This is a genomic window from Streptomyces sp. NPDC088733 (assembly GCF_044751185.1).
GTDB lineage: Bacteria > Actinomycetota > Actinomycetes > Streptomycetales > Streptomycetaceae > Actinacidiphila.
In genome coordinates this window covers 329024-347756 of record NZ_JBIVLH010000001.1, presented here as the reverse complement: position 1 = coordinate 347756, position 18733 = coordinate 329024, and the positions used below count along the sequence as shown (strand labels likewise).

Sequence of the window (18733 nt, the reverse complement as noted above, 5' to 3'; positions counted from 1 at the left end):
GTCAGTCCCCTTCCTTGCGCTCCCGCGTCGCGAGCAGCCGGCGGAGCGAGAAGAGCCGGGCGGGTTCGGCGTGTCCGTCGGCCACCCAGGCGTCCAGCGCGCAGTCCGGTTCGTCGTGGCTGCAGGCCCGCGGGCAGCCCTCCGTGCCCGGCTCGAGGTCCGGGAAGGCGTGGATGACCCGCGAGGGGTCGATGTGCGCCAGGCCGAAGGAGCGGACCCCCGGGGTGTCGATGACCCAGCCGTCCTCGCCCTGCAGCGGCAGCGCCAGCGCCGAGGTGGTGGTGTGGCGGCCGCGCCCGGTGACGGCGTTGACATGGCCGGTGGCGCGCTGACGCTCCACCAGGGCGTTGACCAAGGTGGTCTTCCCGACCCCGCTGTGGCCGACGAAGGCGGTGACCCGGCCCTCCAGGTGCTCGCGCACGGCCGCGGTCGCGTCCTCGTCGAAGTTCTCGCGGCTGGTGACCACATAGGGCACGCCGAGCGGCGCGTACGTCTCCAGCAGCGTTTCCGCGGGGGCCAGATCGGACTTGGTGAGCACCAACAGCGGTTCCAGCCCCGCGTCGTAGGCCGCCACAAGGCAGCGGTCGATCAGCCGCGGCCGCGGTTCGGGGTCGGCGAGGGCGGTGACGATCGCGAGCCGGTCGGCGTTGGCGACGACCACGCGCTCGAACGGGTCGGTGTCGTCCGCCGTGCGGCGCAGCACGGATGAGCGCTCCTCGACCCGCACGATCCGCGCCAGGGTGTCCTTGTCGCCCGACAGGTCACCGACGATGCCCACCCGGTCGCCCACCACGATGCCCTTGCGGCCGAGTTCACGGGCCTTCATCGCGGTGACGGTGCGGTCGTCGACGAGGCAGGTGATCCGGCCGCGGTCGACGGTGAGGACGAAGCCCTCCTCGGCGTCCTCGTGCTTGGGGCGGAGAGTGGAGCGGGGCCGGTTGCCCTTGGGGTTCGGGCGGGACCGGACGTCGTCCTCGTCGGTGTGCTTGCCGTAGCGGCGCATGTCCTCAGACCCGCACCGGGGACGCGGGGGCGGCGGGTGCGGTGCCCAGCATGGCCGTCCACATGTCGGGGAAGTCCGGGAGTGTCTTGCCGGTGGTGGCGACGTTCTCCACCTGCACGCCGTCCACGGCCAGGCCGAGAACCGCGCCCGCGGTGGCCAGGCGGTGGTCGTCGTAGGTGTGGAACACGCCGCCGTGCAGCGGGCGCGGGCGGATGCGCAGGCCGTCCTCGGTCTCGGTGACGTCGCCGCCGAGGCCGTTGATCTCCTTGGTCAGCGCGGCCAGCCGGTCGGTCTCGTGCAGCCGGAGGTGGCCGACCCCGCGCAGCACCGACTCGGAGTCCGCGAGCGCGGCGACCGCGGCGATGCCCGGGGTGAGCTCGCCGACCTCCGACAGGTCGGCGTCGATGCCGTGCACCCGGCCGGAGCCGGTCATGACCAGGCCGGCGTCGGTCAGCTCGCAGGAACCACCCATCCGGGTGAACAGTTCGCGCAGCGCGTCGCCCGGCTGCGTGGTACGCGAAGGCCAGTCGGGAATGACGACCCGTCCGCCGGTGACCAGGGCCGCCGCCAGGAACGGCTGGGCGTTGGACAGGTCCGGCTCGACGGTGACGTCCACACCCAGCAGCGCGCTCGGGTCGACCCGCCACACATTGGGCTCGCCCCCGTTCTCCGGGGTGTCGACCTTGGCGCCGGCGTGCCGCAGCATCTCCACCGTCATCCGGATGTGCGGCATCGACGGCAGGGTGGGGCCGGTGTGGCGGACCTCCACGCCCTGGTTGTAGCGCGGGCCGGACAGCAGCAGGGCGCTGACGAACTGCGAGGAGGAGGACGCGTCGATCGAGACCGGGCCGCCGTCCAGCGCCCCGCCGCCCTGCACGGTCAGCGGCAGCGCGCCGCGCCCCTCGTCGTCGATACGGGCGCCGAGCGCGCGCAGGGCGTCGATCACGCCGTGCAGGGGCCGCTCGTACGAACGCGGGTCGCCGTCGAAGCGCACCGGGCCGTCGGCGAGGGCGGCGACCGGCGGCAGGAAGCGCATCACGGTGCCGGCGTTGCCGACGTCGACGGTCGCGGGGCCGTGCAGCCCGGCGGGGATGACCCGCCACGCCTCGCCGCCGTAGGGGTTGACCACCTCGTCGATCTGGACGCCCATGGCCCGCAGCGCGTCGGCCATCAGCACGGTGTCCCGGCTGCGCAGCGGCCGGCGCAGCCAGCCGGGCTCGGAGGCCAGGGCCGCCAGCACCAGGGCGCGGTTGGTGACCGACTTGGATCCGGGCACGGTGACCGTGGCGTCGACGGGGGCGGACGCGTGCGGTGCGGGCCACAGGGCGGTGTGCGCGGGAGTACCGGTCATGGAAACCAAGCCTAGTGGTTGAACGTGAGGCTGAATCGCGCACAAAGCGGACGAAACCTGACGGAAACAGGGGTCCGCCCGCAAGGGCTACACGCGGACTACGGCCCCAGCAGCCAGCGGCCGCCCCCGAACAGGGAGAACAGCGCGACCGCGTAGAAGAGCAGCATCCACAGGGCGGCCGGCGTGTGGGTGAGGCGCGCCAGCTGGTCCGCGTCCGAGCTCGGCGCCGCTCCGCCGCGCCTCTTCTGCTGGAGCTCCAGCAGCGGGCGCACGCCGCCCAGGAGCAGGAACCACACCACCAGGTACGCGAAGACCGCCTGCACCTGCGGCCCGGTCTGCCACGACACCAGGAGGAAGAGGCCGCCGGTGACGAAGACCGTCAGCACCCCGTAGGCGTTGCGGATCATGACCAGCATCAGCAGGAGCAGCGCGGTCGCGCTCCAGAGCAGCAGCGTGATGTGCCCGGCCGCCAGCAGCAGCGCGCCGCCCGCCCCGAGGAGCGACGGCGCGGTGTAGCCGGCCGCCGCGGTCAGGACCATGCCGAGGCCGTGCGGTTTGCCGCGGGAGACGGTCAGCCCCGAGGTGTCCGAGTGCAGTCGGATGCCTTGCAGGCGGCGTCCGGACAGCAGCGCGACCAGGCCGTGGCCGCCTTCGTGCGCAATGGTGACGGCGTTGCGCGACAGCCGCCATATGGCGTGCGGGAGGACCGCGGCCAGGGCGAGGGCGGCGGTCGCGCCGACCACCCAGACGGAGGGCGCGGGCTGGGTGCCGAAGAGCGAGTCGATGAGCTGCACGGTTCCGCACCCTACGACGGCGGGCTGTGCCCGCGCCGTGGCAATCTGGCACTCATGTGCGGTCGATATGCAGCGAGCCGGCGGCCCGAGGACCTCGTCGACCTCTTCGACGTGCGCAAATGGGACCCCACCGAGGCGCTGGACCCCAATTGGAACGTCGCTCCCACCGACAGCACCTACGCGGTGCTGGAACGCCCCGACAAGGAGACCGGCGAGATCGTCCGGCAACTGCGCGCACTGCGCTGGGGCCTGGTGCCGAGCTGGGCCAAGTCCCCCGAGTCCGCCGCGAAGATGATCAACGCGCGGGCCGAGACGGTGCACGAGAAGCCCTCCTACCAGCGGCCGTTCGCCTCCCGCCGCTGCCTGCTGCCCGCCGACGGCTACTTCGAGTGGGTCACCGGCAAGGACGAGCGGCAGCTGGAGGAGCAGGGCAGGAAGAAGCGGCCCCGCAAGCAGCCGTACTTCGTCACCCCCGCCGACGGATCGGTCTTCGCGATGGCCGGGCTCTACGAGTTCTGGCGCGACCGCACCCTGCCCGACGAGCACCCCCGCGCCTGGTGGGTCACCTGCGCCGTCATCACCACCGAGGCCGACACCGAGCCCTTCGCCGACGCCGACGCGCGCCCCGGCGGCCCGCGCGCCCTGTCCGACATCCACCCCCGCATGCCGCTGTGGCTCACCCCCGACCGGTGGGACGCCTGGTTGGACCCCGCCCGCACCGATCCCGGCGCGCTGCGCGCCCTGCTGGTCCCGCCGGGCCACGGGCTGCTGCGCGCCCATCCGGTGCGCACCGAGGTCAGCAACGTCCGCAACAACGGGCCCGAACTGGTGGAACCGATCGAGGCGCCGGAGGAGGCGACCCTGTTCTGAGCTGTGCTGAGCTGTTCCGACCGTCCGCGGTGGCAGACTGCGACGGTGAACGTGATCTCCGACACGGTCCAGACCGTGCCCACCCCCGTGGGGGACGCCCGCATCACCTGGCACCGGGCGCGCCGGGCCCGCGCCGTCGTCGCGCTGGGTCACGGAGCGGGCGGCGGCATCGAGGCCCGCGACCTGCGCGCGCTGGCGGCCGCGCTGCCGCCGCACGGCTGGACCGTCGCGCTGGTCGAGCAGCCCTGGCGGGTGGCCGGCAAGAAGCTGGCGCCCGCCCCGAAGACCCTCGACGCGGCCTGGACCGCCCTGTGGCCCGCGCTGGCCGCGCCGGGCCTGCCGGTGGTCGCCGGGGGCCGCAGCACGGGGGCGCGGGTGGCCTGCCGCACCGCCGACGCACTGGGCGCGGCCGCGGTGCTCGCGCTGTCCTTCCCCCTGCATCCGCCGGGCAGGCCGGAGAGGTCCCGTGCCGACGAGCTGACCGGCGCGGGCGTCCCGGCCCTGGTCGTCCAGGGCGGCCGGGACCCCTTCGGCAGGCCCGAGGAGTTCCCGCCCGGCCACGAGCCGGTCGAGGTGCCGTACGCCGACCACGGATTCGCCGTCCCGAAGTCCGCGGACCTCGGCCAGGACGAGGCTGTGACGATCCTCACGGACGCCGTGCTGGGCTGGCTGGGGGAGCTTCCGCGACTTCGGGAATGAGCCGCGACCGGGCCGTGTTGTGCGAGGCGTCCAGACAGAAGTTCGTACGTACAGTGAGGAAGCCGCATGGCGACAGCCGCATGCCGCGCCCGTGCCGAGGCGCCTTACCTGGCTTGGCCCGAGTGGCCGGCGATGGGTGGTGCGGCGGGCACGACCAGCGCACCGATCCCGCCCGGGATATCCTCCGATGGCGTGGGGTCGGTGTATGGCCCCGTGACCGTCGTGGAGGAGGTGGGTCCGGTCAGCGGCACCGACGACAGTACGTCCGAGGTACACGAGCAGGTCCAGGTATCCCAGGAGTCGGACCTCGAGCGCAGCGCGCGCTTCGAGCGGGACGCCCTGGAGTACCTCGACCAGATGTACTCGGCGGCGCTGCGCATGACCCGCAACCCGGCGGACGCCGAGGACCTGGTGCAGGAGACGTACGCCAAGGCGTACGCGTCCTTCCACCAGTTCCGCGAGGGGACCAACCTCAAGGCGTGGCTGTACCGCATCCTCACGAACAGCTTCATCAACTCCTACCGCAAGAAGCAGCGCGAGCCCCAGCGCAGCGGCACGGAGGAGATCGAGGACTGGCAGCTGGCGCGTGCGGAGTCGCACATGTCCACCGGCCTGCGCTCCGCGGAGTCCCAGGCGCTGGACCACCTGCCCGACTCCGACGTGAAGCAGGCGCTGCAGGCGATCCCCGAGGAGTTCCGGATCGCGGTCTATCTCGCGGACGTCGAAGGCTTTGCCTACAAGGAGATCGCCGACATCATGGGTACCCCCATCGGTACGGTGATGTCGCGTCTGCATCGGGGGCGGCGGCAGCTGCGCTCGCTGCTGGAGGACTACGCGCGGGAGCGCGGGCTCGTCCCGGCGGGCGCGGGCGACGAGAAGGGCTCGGGCACATGAGCTGCGGCAACGCGCATGAGACGGACTGTTCCGAGGTACTCGACCATCTTTACGAGTACCTGGACAACGAGATGTCCGACGACGCCTGCGCCAAGTTCAAGCAGCACTTCGACGAGTGCCACCCGTGCTTGGAGAAGTACGGCTTGGAGCAGGCCGTCAAGAAGCTGGTCAAGCGGTGCTGCGGCCAGGACGACGTCCCCTCGGACCTGCGGTCCAAGGTGCTCACCCGGATCGAGCTGATCCGCGAGGGCGAGGTCGCGCCGGTACCCGGCCCGCTCGAGGGCGGGGACGCCACCACCGCGGCCTCCTAGACATACCGGCGATCCGGCGGTGCCTCCTGGCACCGCCGGATCGGCGTACGGTCCCGTCCGTAGCACGCGAGGTCACGCGGGATCACCCGAAGGCGGGAATCCCGGCCGCTCCCGCGAATGCCGGGGACCGCGCCCCTAGCCTCGTCACGTGCGTGAGATGCGGGTGGTGCGGGAACTTCCGCCGGCGGCGCGGGTCTACCTGCCCGCCGTCGTGCTGTCGGCCTGCGGCGCGCTCGTCGCCGCGCCGTACGACGCCGTTCCCTGGCTGACCGCGGCTGCGCTGGCGGCCCTGTACCTCGCCGGGGAGCTCGCGAGGGCCCCGCTGCGGCCGGTGCTGTTCGCCGCCGCGCTGCTGCTGCCGCCCGGCGCGGCCGCCCTCGTGGCGGTGCCGGGCGCGCTGGCCGCTCCGGTGCGGGGCGAGCCCCGCGGAGTGCGCAGGGTGTGGCACGCCGCGCAGCTCTCGCTCGCCGTGTACGCGGCCGCCGGCGCGCGGGGCCTGCTCGACGACGGGCGGTCCGACCGGCTGCCCGGGCTGCTGCTCCCGGCGGCGGGGGTGGCGCTGGTGTTCTGGCTGGTGTCCGCCGCGCTGAGCGGCGGGGTGCTGATCGCCGCGGAACGCGTGCCCCCCGTCCCCGCGTGGCGCGACGCCCTGCTCGGCACCCTCGCGCCGAACCTCACGTACGCGCTGGTGGGACTGCTGGCCGCGGTGCTCTGGCAGGGCCCGTACGGCGGCCTCGCCGCGGTCCTGGCGCTGCTGCCCACCCACATCGCGCGCTGGGTCGCCGGGCAGGCGCAGCGCGAACGCGCCACCCACCAGGCCACGGTGCGCGCCCTGGTGCAGGCCGTCGAGATCAAGGACCGCTACACCCGCGGCCACAGCGAGCGCGTCGGCCGGGCCTCGGCGCTGATCGCCCGCGAGATCGGCCTGCCCGCCGAGCGCGTGGAGGCCCTGCGGCTCGCGGGGATCCTGCACGACATCGGCAAGATCGGCGTCCCGACGCGCGTGCTGCGCAAGGACGGCCCGCTCACCCCCGAGGAACGCCGCATCATCGAACTGCACCCGGGCTACGGCCACGACATTGTGCGCGGCATCGACTTCCTGGACGACGCACGGTCGGCGATCCTCCACCACCACGAGCGCATGGACGGCTCCGGCTACCCGCACGGCCTGGCCGGCGACGCGATCCCCTCCTCGGCCCGCGTCGTGGCCGTCGCCGACGCCTTCGACGCCATGACCTCCGCACGCAGCTACCAGCGCGCCCGGGAGGTCGGCGAGGCGCTGGGGGAGCTGCGCCGGTGCTCCGGCCGCCACTTCGACCCCGAGATGGTCGAGGCGCTGGTGCGCATCGTGGACCGCGACGGCTGGAACCCCGCGCTCACCACGGACGAGCCGGAACCCTTCGCGGCGGGCGGTTCCGCCGGTGTGACCCCGGCCGCCGGACGGGTCGTCGCACCGCGCCGGCACGCCCGCGGCCCCGGCGCCCCGGACCGGACGCCCGGCCGCCGCGGCGGCAAGGGGCGGCGGGCGTGACCGAACCGGCCGGCCGAGGGCACCGGCGCGCCACACCAGCGGCGGCCGCGGCGGACGCCGTGGCCGGGCTGCTGCGCCGCCGCCACCGCGGGCGGACCCCGCCGGTGGCGTACGCCGTGCACGCCCTCGCCGTCGGTGCCGCGGTCGCCGGGCTCGGCTGGACGGCCGTGCACGGGGTGGCCGATCCGGCGTCCGCCGTCGTGTTCGGGGCGCTCGTGGTGGTCGGCGAGGTGCTCCGGGTCGCCGAGGCGGACGGCCGGGAGGCGGCGCCCGCGGCCTTCGCCGGGGCGCTGGGGTACGCACTGGTGGGCGCCGGGACGGTGCCCGTCGTGGTCACGGTCGTCGGCTGCGCCGTCCTCGCCGGGCGGGCGCGCGGCGGGACGTGGGACGCGGCCGCCCGGCGGGTCCTGACCACCGGCTTCGCCGCGGTCTGCGCGCAGCCGCTGTACGGCGGCAGCGGCGGACACCCGGTGTACGCCGTGCTGCTGCTCGCCAGCACCATCCTGTGCGACGCCGTGCTCGCCGCCTGGCTGACCGCCGCCCGTACGCGGGAACCCTTCGCGCCGGTGCTGCGGGACGAGGTGGCCGCGCTGCCCGGCGTCGGTTCGGCGGTGTGCGCGGGCGGAGCGGTGCTGGCGCAGGCGGTGGAGGCCGCGGGGCTGTGGGCCGTGCCGGTGTGCGCGGTGCCGCTGCTGCTGACGCAGACCGCCTTCCGGCGGCACGCCGCGATCCGGGCGACGCGGCGTGCGACGGTCGCCTCGCTCGCCCGGGCCACCGACCTCGCCGGCTACACCCCGGCCGGCCACGCCCGCCGGGTCGGGGCGCTCAGTCACGCACTGGGCAGGGAACTCGGCCTGGGCGGACGGGCCCTGGCCGCGCTGGAGCACGCCGCGCTGCTGCACGACATCGGCCAACTCTCCCTCGTGGACCCGGTACCCGGCGGCGCGACCGCGCCCCTGGACCCCGCGGAACGGCGCCGCATCGCCCTGCTCGGAGCGGCCGTCGTACGCCGGACGGGGGCATCCGAGGAGGTGGCCCGGATCGTGGAGGTCCAGGCCGATCCGTACCGCGAACAGCCGCTCGCCGGGCGGATCGTGCGTACGGCCAACGCCTACGAGGACCTGGCCGGGGGCGGGGCGCCCGTGGGCCGGGGACTGCAGGCGCTGGAACGATTGCGCCTGGACACCGCGCAGGAATACGACCCCCGTGTGGTCGAGGCGCTGACCAGGGTCATTGCCAGGGAAGGGCAGTGAACCGACCGGTAATGAGCGGGCGTACCAAGGGGCATGGTTGGATGCCCGCAGGGGCGCAGAGCGCCCGAGAGGCACGCATGTCGCCCATGCCGGCAAACCGGCGGGCCCGGCCGTGTGTGACGGGCCCCGCCGATGGCAAGGAGGACTGATGAGCACCGCTGAGCACGGGATGTGGGGGGACGGACGGGGCACCGTGGGACACCGGCGAAAGCGAACGGCAGGCGGGACACCTTGAGGATCTTCGGCAGGGCACGCCATCGGCCCTCCGCCACCTGGCGGCAGGCGACCGATCGCGCGTTCACCCTGATCAGCGACGGGCGGTACGAGGACGCCGGCGCGCTCCTCATCCGCGCCGCGGATCTGGAGCCCTGGCGCTCGGAGTCCTGGTACAACCTCGCCCTGCTGCACAAGTTCCGGCACGACTGGGAGCAGGCCCGCACCGCCGGCCTGCGGGCCGTCGCCCTCCTCGACCGGGCCCCCGGAGCCCCCGACTGGTGGAACGTCGGCATCGCCGCCACCGCGCTGCAGGACTGGCCGCTGGCCCGGCGCGCCTGGCAGGCCTACGGACTGCGCCCCGACACCGCCGGCACCGGCCCGATCGAGATGGAGCTGGGCAGCTCCACCGTGCGGCTCTCCCCGGAGGGCGAGGCCGAAGTGGTGTGGGGCCGCCGGCTCGACCCGGCCCGCATCGAGGTGCTGAGCATCCCGCTGCCCTCCTCCGGGCGGCGCTGGGGCGAGGTCGTCCTGCACGACGGCGTGCCGCACGGCGAGCGCAGGACCGCCGACGGCGCCACGTACCCGGTCTTCGACGAGATCGAGTTGTGGGCGCCCTCGCCCGTGCCGACGTGGCTGGTGCTGCTGGAGGCGGCCACCGAGGCCGATCGCGACGCGCTGGAGCAGCTGGCCGCCGACGCGGGGTACGCCGCCGAGGACTGGTCGTCCTCCGTTCGGCTGCTGTGCCGGACCTGCTCGGAGAGCCGGATGCCCACCGACGACGGCTCCGACGCCTCCCGCGACCCCCACGACCAGGGTGAGCCCGGCCACCCCGGGCACCTCAGCCACCGCAGCCCCGGCGCCCTGTGGGCCCCGGAGCGGGAGTGCGGCATCGCCGCCCCCGTGGGGCTGGTGCGCGGGCTGCTGGACAGCTGGGTGGCGGACAGCCCGGACACCCGGGACTGGCGTGATCTCGAAGAGGTCTGCTGATCCGGTCGGGTGCACGTACCCTTGATGGGCTATCGAGCGTTGAAGCAGGCCCCAGGAAGGCGTACGACGGACCATGTCGCAGCAGGACACCGAGCAGACCGCATTCACCGACGACGTGACCGGCGCGGAGGAGCGTGAGGCCGCCCACCGCGAGCGCGGCACGGCCCGCCCCATCACGGTCGTCGGCAACCCGGTCCTGCACCACCCGTGCACCCCGGTCACGTCCTTCGACGACGAGCTGGCCGCCCTCGTCGACGACATGTTCGCCAGCCAGCGTGCCGCCGAGGGCGTCGGCCTCGCCGCGAACCAGATCGGCGTGAACCTGCGCGTGTTCGTCTACGACTGCCCGGACGACGACGGCGTCCGCCACGTCGGCCACATCGTCAACCCGGTCATCGACGACCTGCCCGCCGAGCGCCGCGTCCTCGACGACGGCAACGAGGGCTGCCTGTCGGTCCCCGGCGCCTACGCCGAGCTGCCGCGCCCCGACTTCGCGATCTGCCGCGGCCAGGACCTGCACGGCAACCCCGTCGTCGTCCAGGGCACCGGCTTCTTCGCCCGCTGCCTCCAGCACGAGACGGACCACCTCAACGGCTACCTCTACATCGACCGGCTCTCCAAGCGCGACCGCAAGGACGCGCTGCGTCAGATGGCGGAGCTGACGCCGAAGTACGAGACCGTCCCGAACGACTGACCTTTCCCCCGGGCGGTGAGCCTGTCCTCCCCGGCGCGATCTTGCCGGGGACACACAGGGGAGGGACATTGCGCAACAGAGCGCTGACGGCTGTCGCGGCGGGCGCGGCAGCCCTCGTGGTACTCGGCGCCCCGGCGGCACACGCCGAGGGCCGGGGCGACATCCGGGTCATCAAGACCGTGGTGCACGGCGGCACCGATGTGAGCGTGGGGACGAAGGGCACCGTCGTGTTCCCGATCGTCATGACGATCAGGGACAACTCCGGGGTCAAGAGCGTCTCGCACGTGAGTGCCTTCAACAGGTCGAACCTGTTCGGACCCGTCAGCTGGACGGGTACCCGCTGCACGAAGAAGAGCGCCACCACGTCGGTGTGCACGGCCACCATGGCCATCCACCCGGAGGGGATCCGGCCGTACGGCGAGGGCGGCTTCGAGGGCTGGAACGCCAACCAGGTCGCGGGCCTCTGGCAGGTCAACGCCACGGTGCGGGCGAACGACGGCGACTACTGGATCAGCGACGACATCGCCCGGTTCAAGGTGAGGCGCGGGGCGGTGCTCACCACCGACGCCGGTCCGGAGCCGGTCGCCAAGCGCGGCACGCTCACCGTCAAGGGCCAGCTCAAGCGGGCGGACTGGCAGGACCTGAAGTACCACACCTTCGCGGGGCAGCCCGTGAGGCTCCAGTTCAAGAAGGCCGGCTCCACGCAGTGGAGCACCGTCAAGACCGCCACCACGAACAGCAGCGGCGGCGTGAGCGTCAAGATGACCGCCACCGCGGCGGGCAGCTGGCGCTGGGTTTTCTCCGGTACGTCCACGACGGGGCAGGCGACCTCGGCCGCCGACGCGGTCGTCCTGAAGTGACCGCGGGTGGGGCCCGGCCGATGCGGCCGGGCCCCACCCCCCGCGGTGCGGATCAGAAGTCGTCGTCGAAGGAGACCGAGCCCTCGACCGCCACCTGGTAGGCGGAGGCGCGGCGCTCGAAGAAGTTGGTCAGCTCCTGGACGTTCTGCAACTCCATGAAGGAGAACGGGTTCTCCGAGCCGTAGCGGGCCGGCAGGCCGAGCCGCACCAGGCGCTGGTCGGCGACGCACTGGAGGTACTCGCGCATGGAGTCGGTGTTCATGCCGGGCAGGCCGTCGCCGCACAGGTCGCGGGCGAACTGGAGCTCGGCCTCGACGGCCTCCTCCAGCATCGCGGTGACCTCCTTGCCCATCTCCTCGTCGAAGAGGTCGGGCTCCTCCCGGCGGACGGTGTCGACCACGTGGAAGGCGAAGTCCATGTGCATGGACTCGTCGCGGAACACCCAGTTGGTGCCGGTGGCGAGCCCGTGCAGCAGGCCGCGGGAGCGGAACCAGTAGACGTACGCGAAGGCGCCGTAGAAGAACAGGCCCTCGATGCAGGCCGCGAAGCAGATCAGGTTGAGCAGGAAGCGGCGGCGGTCCGCCTTGCTCTCCAGGCGGTCGATGGACTCGACGGAGTCCATCCAGCGGAAGCAGAACTGCGCCTTCTCACGGATGGAGGGGATGTTCTCCACCGCCGCGAACGCGCCCGTGCGCTCCTCGGGATCGGGCAGGTAGGTGTCGAGCAGCGTCAGGTAGAACTGGACGTGCACGGCCTCCTCGAAGAGCTGCCGCGACAGGTACAGCCGCGCCTCGGGGGAGTTGATGTGCTTGTAGAGCGTCAGCACGAGGTTGTTGGCCACGATCGAGTCGCCGGTGGCGAAGAAGGCGACCAGTCGGCCGATCATGTGCTGCTCGCCGGCGGACAGCTTGGCGAGGTCGGCGACGTCGGAGTGGAGGTCGACCTCCTCCACGGTCCAGGTGTTCTTGATGGCGTCGCGGTAGCGCTCGTAGAAGTCCGGGTAGCGCATCGGACGCAGGGTCAGCTCGAAGCCCGGGTCGAGCAGGTTCTTGGTGGTGCTCATTACTGGCAGGCCTCGCAGGACTCGGGGTTCTCAAGGGAGCAGGCGATCGCGTCGGCGTCGGGTGTCGTCTGCTGGACGGGGATGGCGGCGGGAGCTGCCGCGCGGGCGGACTGGGCGATGCGCGTGGCCGGGCGGGAGCGCAGGTAGTACGTCGTCTTCAGGCCCTGCTTCCAGGCGTAGGCGTACATCGAGCTGAGCTTGCCGATGGTGGGCGAGGCCATGAAGAGGTTGAGCGACTGGCTCTGGTCGAGGTACGGGGTGCGGGCCGCCGCCATGTCGATCAGGGCGCGCTGCGGCAGCTCCCAGGCGGTGCGGTACAGCTCGCGCACGTCGGCGGGGATCCAGTGGAAGCCCTCGACGGAGCCGTTGGACTCGCGCAGGGCGTCGCGGGTCTGCGCGTCCCAGACGCCGAGCTTCTTCAGGTCGGCCACCAGGTAGGAGTTGACCTGGAGGAACTCACCGCTCAGCGTCTCGCGCTTGAAGAGGTTGGAGACCTGCGGCTCGATGCACTCGTAGACGCCCGCGATGGAGGCGATGGTCGCGGTCGGGGCGATGGCGAGCAGCAGCGAGTTGCGCATGCCGGTGGCGGCGACGCGGGCGCGCAGCGCGTCCCAGCGCTCGGGCCAGTTCTCCTCGGTCGCGTAGTGGTCGGGGTGCAGCACACCGCGCGCGGCGCGGGTCTGCGACCAGGCCGGGTGCGGGCCGTGGCGCTCGGCGAGGTCGCAGGAGGCCTCGTACGCGGCGAGCATGATGCGCTCGGCGATCCGGGTGGACAGCGCCTTGGCCTCGGCGGAGTCGAAGGCCAGCCGCAGCTTGAAGAAGACGTCCTGCAGGCCCATCACGCCCAGGCCCACCGGGCGCCAGCGCTCGTTGGAGGCGGCCGCCTCGCGGGTCGGGTAGAAGTTGATGTCCACGACGCGGTCGAGGAAGGTCACGGCGGTGCGGACGGTGGCGTCCAGCCGTTCCCAGTCGAGCGAGCCGTCCTCACCGACGAACGCGCCGAGGTTGACCGAACCGAGGTTGCAGACCGCGGTCTCGCCGTCGTTCGTGACCTCCAGGATCTCCGTGCAGAGGTTGGAGGAGTGGATGACCCGGCCGGGCTCGGCGGTCTGGTTGGCGGTGCGGTTGGAGGCGTCCTTGAAGGTCATCCAGCCGTTGCCGGTCTGCGCGAGGGTGCGCATCATGCGGCCGTACAGCTCGCGGGCCGGGAGGGTCTTGCGGGCCAGGCCGGCCGCCTCGGCCTTGCGGTAGGCGGTGTCGAACTCCTCGCCCCACAGGTCGACCAGTTCGGGCGTGTCGGAGGGGGAGAACAGCGACCAGTCGCCGTCGGCGTCGACGCGGCGCATGAACTCGTCCGGGATCCAGTGCGCCAGGTTGAGGTTGTGGGTGCGGCGCGCCTCCTCACCGGTGTTGTCGCGCAGTTCCAGGAACTCCTCGATGTCCGCGTGCCAGGTCTCCAGGTAGACGCAGGCCGCGCCCTTGCGGCGGCCGCCCTGGTTGACGGCGGCGACGGAGGCGTCGAGGGTGCGCAGGAACGGGACGATGCCGTTGGAGTGGCCGTTGGTGCCGCGGATCAGCGAACCGCGGGAGCGGATACGGGAGTACGACAGGCCGATGCCGCCGGCGTGCTTCGACAGCCGGGCGACCTGGTGGTAGCGGTCGTAGAGGGAGTCCAGCTCGTCCAGCGGGGAGTCCAGCAGGTAGCAGGAGGACATCTGCGGGTGCCGGGTGCCGGAGTTGAAGAGCGTGGGGGAGCTGGGCAGGTAGTCCAGCCGGCTCATCAGGCCGTAGAGCGCGGCGACCTCGTCGAGGGCGCGGGTGGTGTGGTCCTCGGCGAGTCCGCAGGCCACGCGGAGCATGAAGTGCTGCGGGGTCTCGATGACCTGACGGGTGATCGGGTGGCGCAGCAGGTAGCGGCTGTGCAGGGTGCGCAGGCCGAAGTAGCCGAAGCGGTCGTCGGCGCGGCCGGCGAGGGCGGCGTCGACCAGGCCGTCCAGTCGGGCGGCGTGGGTGGCCACGAACTCGGCGGTGCCGTCGGCGATCAGGCCCTCGCGGTGGCCGACGGCGATGGACGCGGAGAAGGACACGGCTCCCTGGCCGGCCGCCTCCTCGGCGACGGCGACCGTCAGCAGCCGGGCGGCGAGGCGGGAGTACTGGGGGTCCTCCGAGATCAGTCCGGCGGCGGCCTCGGTGGCCAGCGCCCGCAGTTCCGCCTCGTCCGCCGCGGCGCTGCGGCCGCGCAGCGCGGCGGCGGCGACCCGGCCGGGGTCGGTGTCGGGGAGGTCTGCGGTCAGCTCCGTCAAGGAGCTCAGCAACTCGGTTCCCGGTGAGGCGGGGTCCGATGCGGTGGCGGGTGCTGCGGGCGCGATGGTCACGTGTGCTCTCTCCCTCGAACGGCGACGACGCGGGAGGGAGGGACGGGGCGCACGCAGGGCAGGGCATGCCCGCGGCGCGTCCGCCGGCCCAACCCGCGAGGCCCGGACACTTCACCGTCCGGACGGCGCGCCGGACGGTGCCGTCGGCAGGTACTCGGACTCGCGGGCATGCCTCCGAGGCGCCCGCACACCGTTGCGGGGCAGTCCCGGATTCCCACCGGCTTCCCCTGCGGCGACAGCGGAGTCGAGCATACATCTAGTGGCGCCTGCCCATGGCGCCACCAGATGTTGTGTCGGAGCGGTCACGGATTGCCCGGTTCACGCGTGCCAGTCGTGGCCGTCCCGGGAGTCGTGGACGTGTCCGGTCAGGGCGGCGAGCGCCAGGAGGAGGAAGAAGACCAGTGCGGTGGCGGTGGCGAGAAGCGTTTCCATGCCCTCGACTGTGCTCCTCGCCGGCCCCCGCCGGGAGTGGCAGGACTGACGTACTCCCTCGAAATCCTGCCACGCCTCTGCCGTGCCTCTGCCATGCTGGGCGCATGCTGCAGAACGTGGCCGTGGTGCTGCTCGACGGCGTCCATCCCTTCGAACTGGGCGTGGTCTGCGAGGTGTTCGGGCTCGACAGATCGGCCGACGGGCTGCCGGCGTACGACTTCGCCGTGGCCTCCGCGGAGGGCCCCACGCTGACCTCCCCGGGCGGGTTCACCATCGGCACCTCGCACGGGCTGGAACGGCTGGAGGAGGCCGACCTCGTGGCCGTGCCGGCCGGCGACTCCTATGTGCGCCGGGAGTACCCGCCGGAGCTGCTGCGGGCGCTGAACCGCACGGTGGAGCGCGGTGCGCGCGTGCTCAGTGTGTGCTCGGGCGTCTTCGTGCTGGCGGCCGCGGGCCTGCTGGACGGCCGCCGCTGCGCGGCGCACTGGCGGCACGCGGAGGAACTGGCGGCCCGTTACCCGCGGGCCCGCGTGGAGCCCGACGTGCTCTACGTGGACGAGGACCCGGTGATCACCTCGGCCGGCACCGCCGCCGGGATCGACGCCTGCCTGCACCTGGTCCGCAAGGAGCAGGGCAGCGACGTGGCCAACGCGATAGCGCGGCGCATGGTGGTGCCGCCGCACCGCGAGGGCGGCCAGGCGCAGTACATCGAGCGGCCGTTGCCGCGCACCCAATGCGACACCGTGGGCGAGGTACTCGGCTGGATGGAACGCCACCTGGACCGCGAGGTGAGCGTGGACGAGCTCGCGGCCCGCGCCCACATGTCGCCGCGCACCTTCGCCCGCCGCTTCCAGCAGGAGACCGGGACGACGCCCTACCGCTGGCTGCTGGGTCAGCGGGTGCTGCTGGCCCGGGAGTTGCTGGAGGCCACCGACGCGACGGTGGACGCGGTCGCGCTCCGCGCCGGCTTCGGCAACGCGGCGACGCTGCGCCACCACTTCGCGCGCTGGGTGGGGACCACCCCGCAGGCCTACCGCCGTGCCTTCCGGCGGCCCGAGCGGGCGCGTACCGCGTGACGACGGGGCCGTCGCCCTGTCCCTGGGCGGGCGGCCACCGCCGGGGTCGCCGGCGTCGGCGGTGTGGTCCCGCCGGGCCGTCTCGTCCACGTCCTCGGGCGCCTTGAGGGTCCATAGGACCAGGGTGAGGACGACGCCCCACCGGCGGGCGGCCACCGAGGCGCGGTCGCGCTCCTCGCAGGCCTGCCGCCGTGCCTTCCGGCGGCCCGAGCGGGCGCGTACCGCGTGACGACGGGCCGCCGCCCCGTCCCAGGGCGGCGGCCCGCGACCGTGGCCGGAGGCGGCCGTCAGTGGCCGGCGACCACCGGCAGTTCCCGCTGGACGTCGGGGTCGCCGGCGTCGGCGGAGTAGTCCTGCTGCGCCGTCTCGTCCACGCCCTCAGGTGCCTTGACGGCCCGGAGGACGAGGGTGAGGACGACGCTGACCACCACGTTGAGCACGAAGGCGGTCAGGCCGATGTAGCCGATCTGCCCGATGACCGGGATGGTGTCGGAGGAGCCGCCGAAGTGCTTCTGGGCGGGGCTCGCGACGCCGTAGGCGACCCAGGTGCCGTAGACCATGCCGACCGCCCAGCCGGCCAGCAGCGCCCAGCGGTGGAACCAGCGGGTGAACAGCCCGCCGACCAGGGCCGGGAAGGTCTGCAGGATCCAGATGCCGCCCAGCAGCTGGAAGTTGATGGCGACCGTCTTGTCCATGGTGAGGACGAAGACCAGCGCGCCGACCTTGACCAGCAGTGAGACGATCTTGGAGACCTGGGTCTCCTGCGCCGGGGTGGCGTCGGGCTTGATGAAGTCCTTGTAGATGTTGCGGGTGAACAGGTTCGCCGCGGCGATCGACATGATCGCGGCGGGCACCAGGGCGCCGATGCCGATCGCGGCGAAGGCCACGCCCGCGAACCAGGACGGGAACATGTTCTCGAACAGCTGGGGGATCGCCAGCTGCCCGTTGTAGCCCGTGATCCCGGCCCCGACCCCGCTGGCCAGCGCCATGAAGCCGAGCATCGCCAGCAGGCCGAGCATCAGCGAGTACAGCGGCAGCACGGTGGTGTTGCGGCGGATGACGTCGCGGCTGCGGCTGGAGAGCACCGCGGTGACCGAGTGCGGGTACATGAACAGCGCGAGGGCCGAGCCCAGCGCCAGCGTCCCGTACGCCCACTGCGCCGTGTCGCCGGGCGCCAGCGCCCCGCGGGGCTTGCCGGTGGCCGGGCTCACCTGCGAGTAGGCCTCGCCCGCCTTGGCGAAGATGTGGTCGAAGCCGCCGAGTCTGATCGGTATGTAGATGATCGCCACGGCGATGACGATGTAGATCAGGGTGTCCTTGACGAACGCGATCAGCGCGGGCGCGCGCAGGCCCGAGGAGTACGTGTACGCGGCCAGCACGCCGAAGGCGATGAGCAGCGGCAGGTCCTTGACGAACCAGTTGGACGAGGCGCCGCCGCCGACGCCCATCACGTCCAGCACCGCCTGGATGCCGACGAGCTGGAGCGCGATGTAGGGCATGGTGGCGAGGATGCCGGTGACGGCCACCGCCAGGGACAGGCCCTTGGAGCCGAAGCGGCCGCGGACGAAGTCCGAGGTGGTGACGTAGCCGTGCTTGTGGGACACCGACCACAGCCGCGGCAGGAAGGTGAAGACCAGCGGGTAGACCAGGATCGTGTACGGCACGGCGAAGAAGCCGGCCGCGCCCGCCGCGTAGACCGCCGCCGGGACGGCGACGAAGGTGTAGGCGGTGTACAGGTCGCCGCCCAGCAGGAACCAGGTGATCCAGCCGCCGAAGCTGCGGCCGCCGAGCCCCCACTCGTCCAGGTGCAGGGAGTTCTCGGCCTTGCGCCAGCGCGCGGCCAGGAAGCCGAGCACCGTGACCGCCACGAAGAAGAAGATGAAGACGGCGAGTGCTACGCCGTTGACCCCGTCCTTCACTTCGACGCCTCCTTCCGTGCCCGCTCCTCACGGCGGACCAGGACGTACGCGGTGTACGTCAGGCCCGAGGAGAGGAACACCCACAGCATCTGGTACCAGTAGAAGAACGGGATGCCGATGAACTCGGGGGTCAGCGTCGCGTACGAGCCGACCCAGAGCATCGCGACGAACGGGATGACGAGGCAGACACCGGCGATCACACGGGTGGGGGTGACCACCGGTGGCCGGGCCGGAGTTCCGGTTGGTTGCTCGGACATTGCTGCGGCTCCGTCCTGATCTCACTCCTGTGTAATGCGCAGGAAATCTAGGTCAGGCACCGGCGCACGTCACTACCCGTCCGCATTGCGGTATGGAAACGATCTCCAGGGACGGGAACCTTCCGGGAACTTCCCGGCATCCTCACCG

17 protein-coding genes and 1 riboswitch are annotated in these 18733 nt (G+C 72.7%); of the genes, 10 read left to right on the top strand and 7 right to left on the bottom strand.

What is annotated here, in order from left to right:
* Position 1: 1 nt before the first annotated feature.
* The 3 genes from rsgA to ACIP64_RS01535 form a co-directional block, all read right to left on the bottom strand.
* Positions 2-1003: a ribosome small subunit-dependent GTPase A gene (gene rsgA / locus ACIP64_RS01545; protein ID WP_401580547.1), complete on the bottom strand. Its 1002-nt coding sequence runs from the start codon at positions 1001-1003 to the stop codon at positions 2-4.
* 4 nt (positions 1004-1007) lie between these two features.
* The gene (gene aroA / locus ACIP64_RS01540) at positions 1008-2354 is read right to left on the bottom strand and encodes a 3-phosphoshikimate 1-carboxyvinyltransferase (RefSeq protein ID WP_401580545.1); all 1347 of its coding nucleotides are present in this window, start codon (positions 2352-2354) and stop codon (positions 1008-1010) included.
* A gap of 98 nt (positions 2355-2452) precedes the next feature.
* Complete coding sequence (locus tag ACIP64_RS01535; protein WP_401580543.1) at positions 2453-3148, bottom strand: M50 family metallopeptidase; 696 nt, start codon at positions 3146-3148, stop codon at positions 2453-2455.
* A 54-nt stretch (positions 3149-3202) separates the two neighbouring features.
* On the opposite strand from ACIP64_RS01535, the gene ACIP64_RS01530 reads away from it, so the two are divergent.
* From ACIP64_RS01530 to ACIP64_RS01490, 9 genes are all read left to right on the top strand, one after another.
* Entirely contained in the window at positions 3203-4018 is an 816-nt protein-coding gene (locus ACIP64_RS01530) for an SOS response-associated peptidase (RefSeq protein WP_401580541.1), read from the top strand.
* Between the two features lie 45 nt (positions 4019-4063).
* Complete coding sequence (locus tag ACIP64_RS01525) at positions 4064-4717, top strand: alpha/beta family hydrolase (RefSeq protein ID WP_401580539.1); 654 nt, start codon at positions 4064-4066, stop codon at positions 4715-4717.
* Between the two features lie 231 nt (positions 4718-4948).
* Positions 4949-5611 (top strand): sigma-70 family RNA polymerase sigma factor, encoded by a 663-nt coding sequence (locus tag ACIP64_RS01520; protein WP_384278624.1) that lies wholly within the window; start codon positions 4949-4951, stop codon positions 5609-5611.
* A complete protein-coding gene (gene rsrA / locus ACIP64_RS01515; RefSeq protein WP_360907217.1) occupies positions 5608-5922 on the top strand; it encodes a mycothiol system anti-sigma-R factor in 315 nt (104 codons plus the stop codon). Before ACIP64_RS01520 ends, rsrA begins: the two co-directional genes overlap by 4 nt.
* Positions 5923-6088: 166 nt before the next feature.
* Complete coding sequence (locus ACIP64_RS01510) at positions 6089-7453, top strand: HD-GYP domain-containing protein (protein WP_401581129.1); 1365 nt, start codon at positions 6089-6091, stop codon at positions 7451-7453.
* Positions 7454-7521: 68 nt separating this feature from the next.
* The gene (locus ACIP64_RS01505) at positions 7522-8706 is read left to right on the top strand and encodes an HD-GYP domain-containing protein (protein ID WP_401581126.1); all 1185 of its coding nucleotides are present in this window, start codon (positions 7522-7524) and stop codon (positions 8704-8706) included.
* Between the two features lie 231 nt (positions 8707-8937).
* A complete protein-coding gene (locus ACIP64_RS01500; protein WP_360907215.1) occupies positions 8938-9909 on the top strand; it encodes a tetratricopeptide repeat protein in 972 nt (323 codons plus the stop codon).
* 73 nt (positions 9910-9982) lie between these two features.
* Positions 9983-10603 carry a peptide deformylase gene (def, locus tag ACIP64_RS01495; RefSeq protein ID WP_401580537.1) on the top strand — a complete coding sequence of 207 codons (621 nt, stop codon included), beginning with the start codon at positions 9983-9985 and terminating at the stop codon, positions 10601-10603.
* A gap of 68 nt (positions 10604-10671) precedes the next feature.
* Positions 10672-11463 carry a hypothetical protein gene (locus tag ACIP64_RS01490; RefSeq protein WP_401580535.1) on the top strand — a complete coding sequence of 264 codons (792 nt, stop codon included), beginning with the start codon at positions 10672-10674 and terminating at the stop codon, positions 11461-11463.
* Between the two features lie 52 nt (positions 11464-11515).
* Here ACIP64_RS01490 and ACIP64_RS01485 read toward each other — a convergent pair whose 3' ends face one another.
* Together ACIP64_RS01485 and ACIP64_RS01480 are read right to left on the bottom strand one after the other, a co-directional pair.
* On the bottom strand, positions 11516-12526 hold the full coding sequence (locus tag ACIP64_RS01485; RefSeq protein ID WP_401580534.1) for a ribonucleotide-diphosphate reductase subunit beta: 1011 nt from the start codon (positions 12524-12526) through the stop codon (positions 11516-11518).
* On the bottom strand, positions 12526-14901 hold the full coding sequence (locus ACIP64_RS01480; RefSeq protein WP_401580532.1) for a ribonucleoside-diphosphate reductase subunit alpha: 2376 nt from the start codon (positions 14899-14901) through the stop codon (positions 12526-12528). The genes ACIP64_RS01485 and ACIP64_RS01480 overlap by 1 nt, the downstream gene beginning before the upstream one ends.
* Positions 14902-15028: 127 nt before the next feature.
* Positions 15029-15170, bottom strand: a riboswitch (cobalamin riboswitch).
* 267 nt (positions 15171-15437) lie between these two features.
* Here ACIP64_RS01480 and ACIP64_RS01475 point away from each other — a divergent pair.
* Positions 15438-16409, top strand: coding sequence for a helix-turn-helix domain-containing protein (locus ACIP64_RS01475; RefSeq protein WP_401580530.1), 972 nt, complete (start codon positions 15438-15440; stop codon positions 16407-16409).
* Positions 16410-16696: 287 nt separating this feature from the next.
* Here the strand turns inward: ACIP64_RS01475 and mctP are convergent, their stop codons facing one another.
* Complete coding sequence (gene mctP / locus ACIP64_RS01470; RefSeq protein WP_401580529.1) at positions 16697-18328, bottom strand: monocarboxylate uptake permease MctP; 1632 nt, start codon at positions 18326-18328, stop codon at positions 16697-16699.
* Positions 18325-18585 carry a DUF3311 domain-containing protein gene (locus ACIP64_RS01465; RefSeq protein WP_401580527.1) on the bottom strand — a complete coding sequence of 87 codons (261 nt, stop codon included), beginning with the start codon at positions 18583-18585 and terminating at the stop codon, positions 18325-18327. Before ACIP64_RS01465 ends, mctP begins: the two co-directional genes overlap by 4 nt.
* Positions 18586-18733 lie beyond the last annotated feature (148 nt).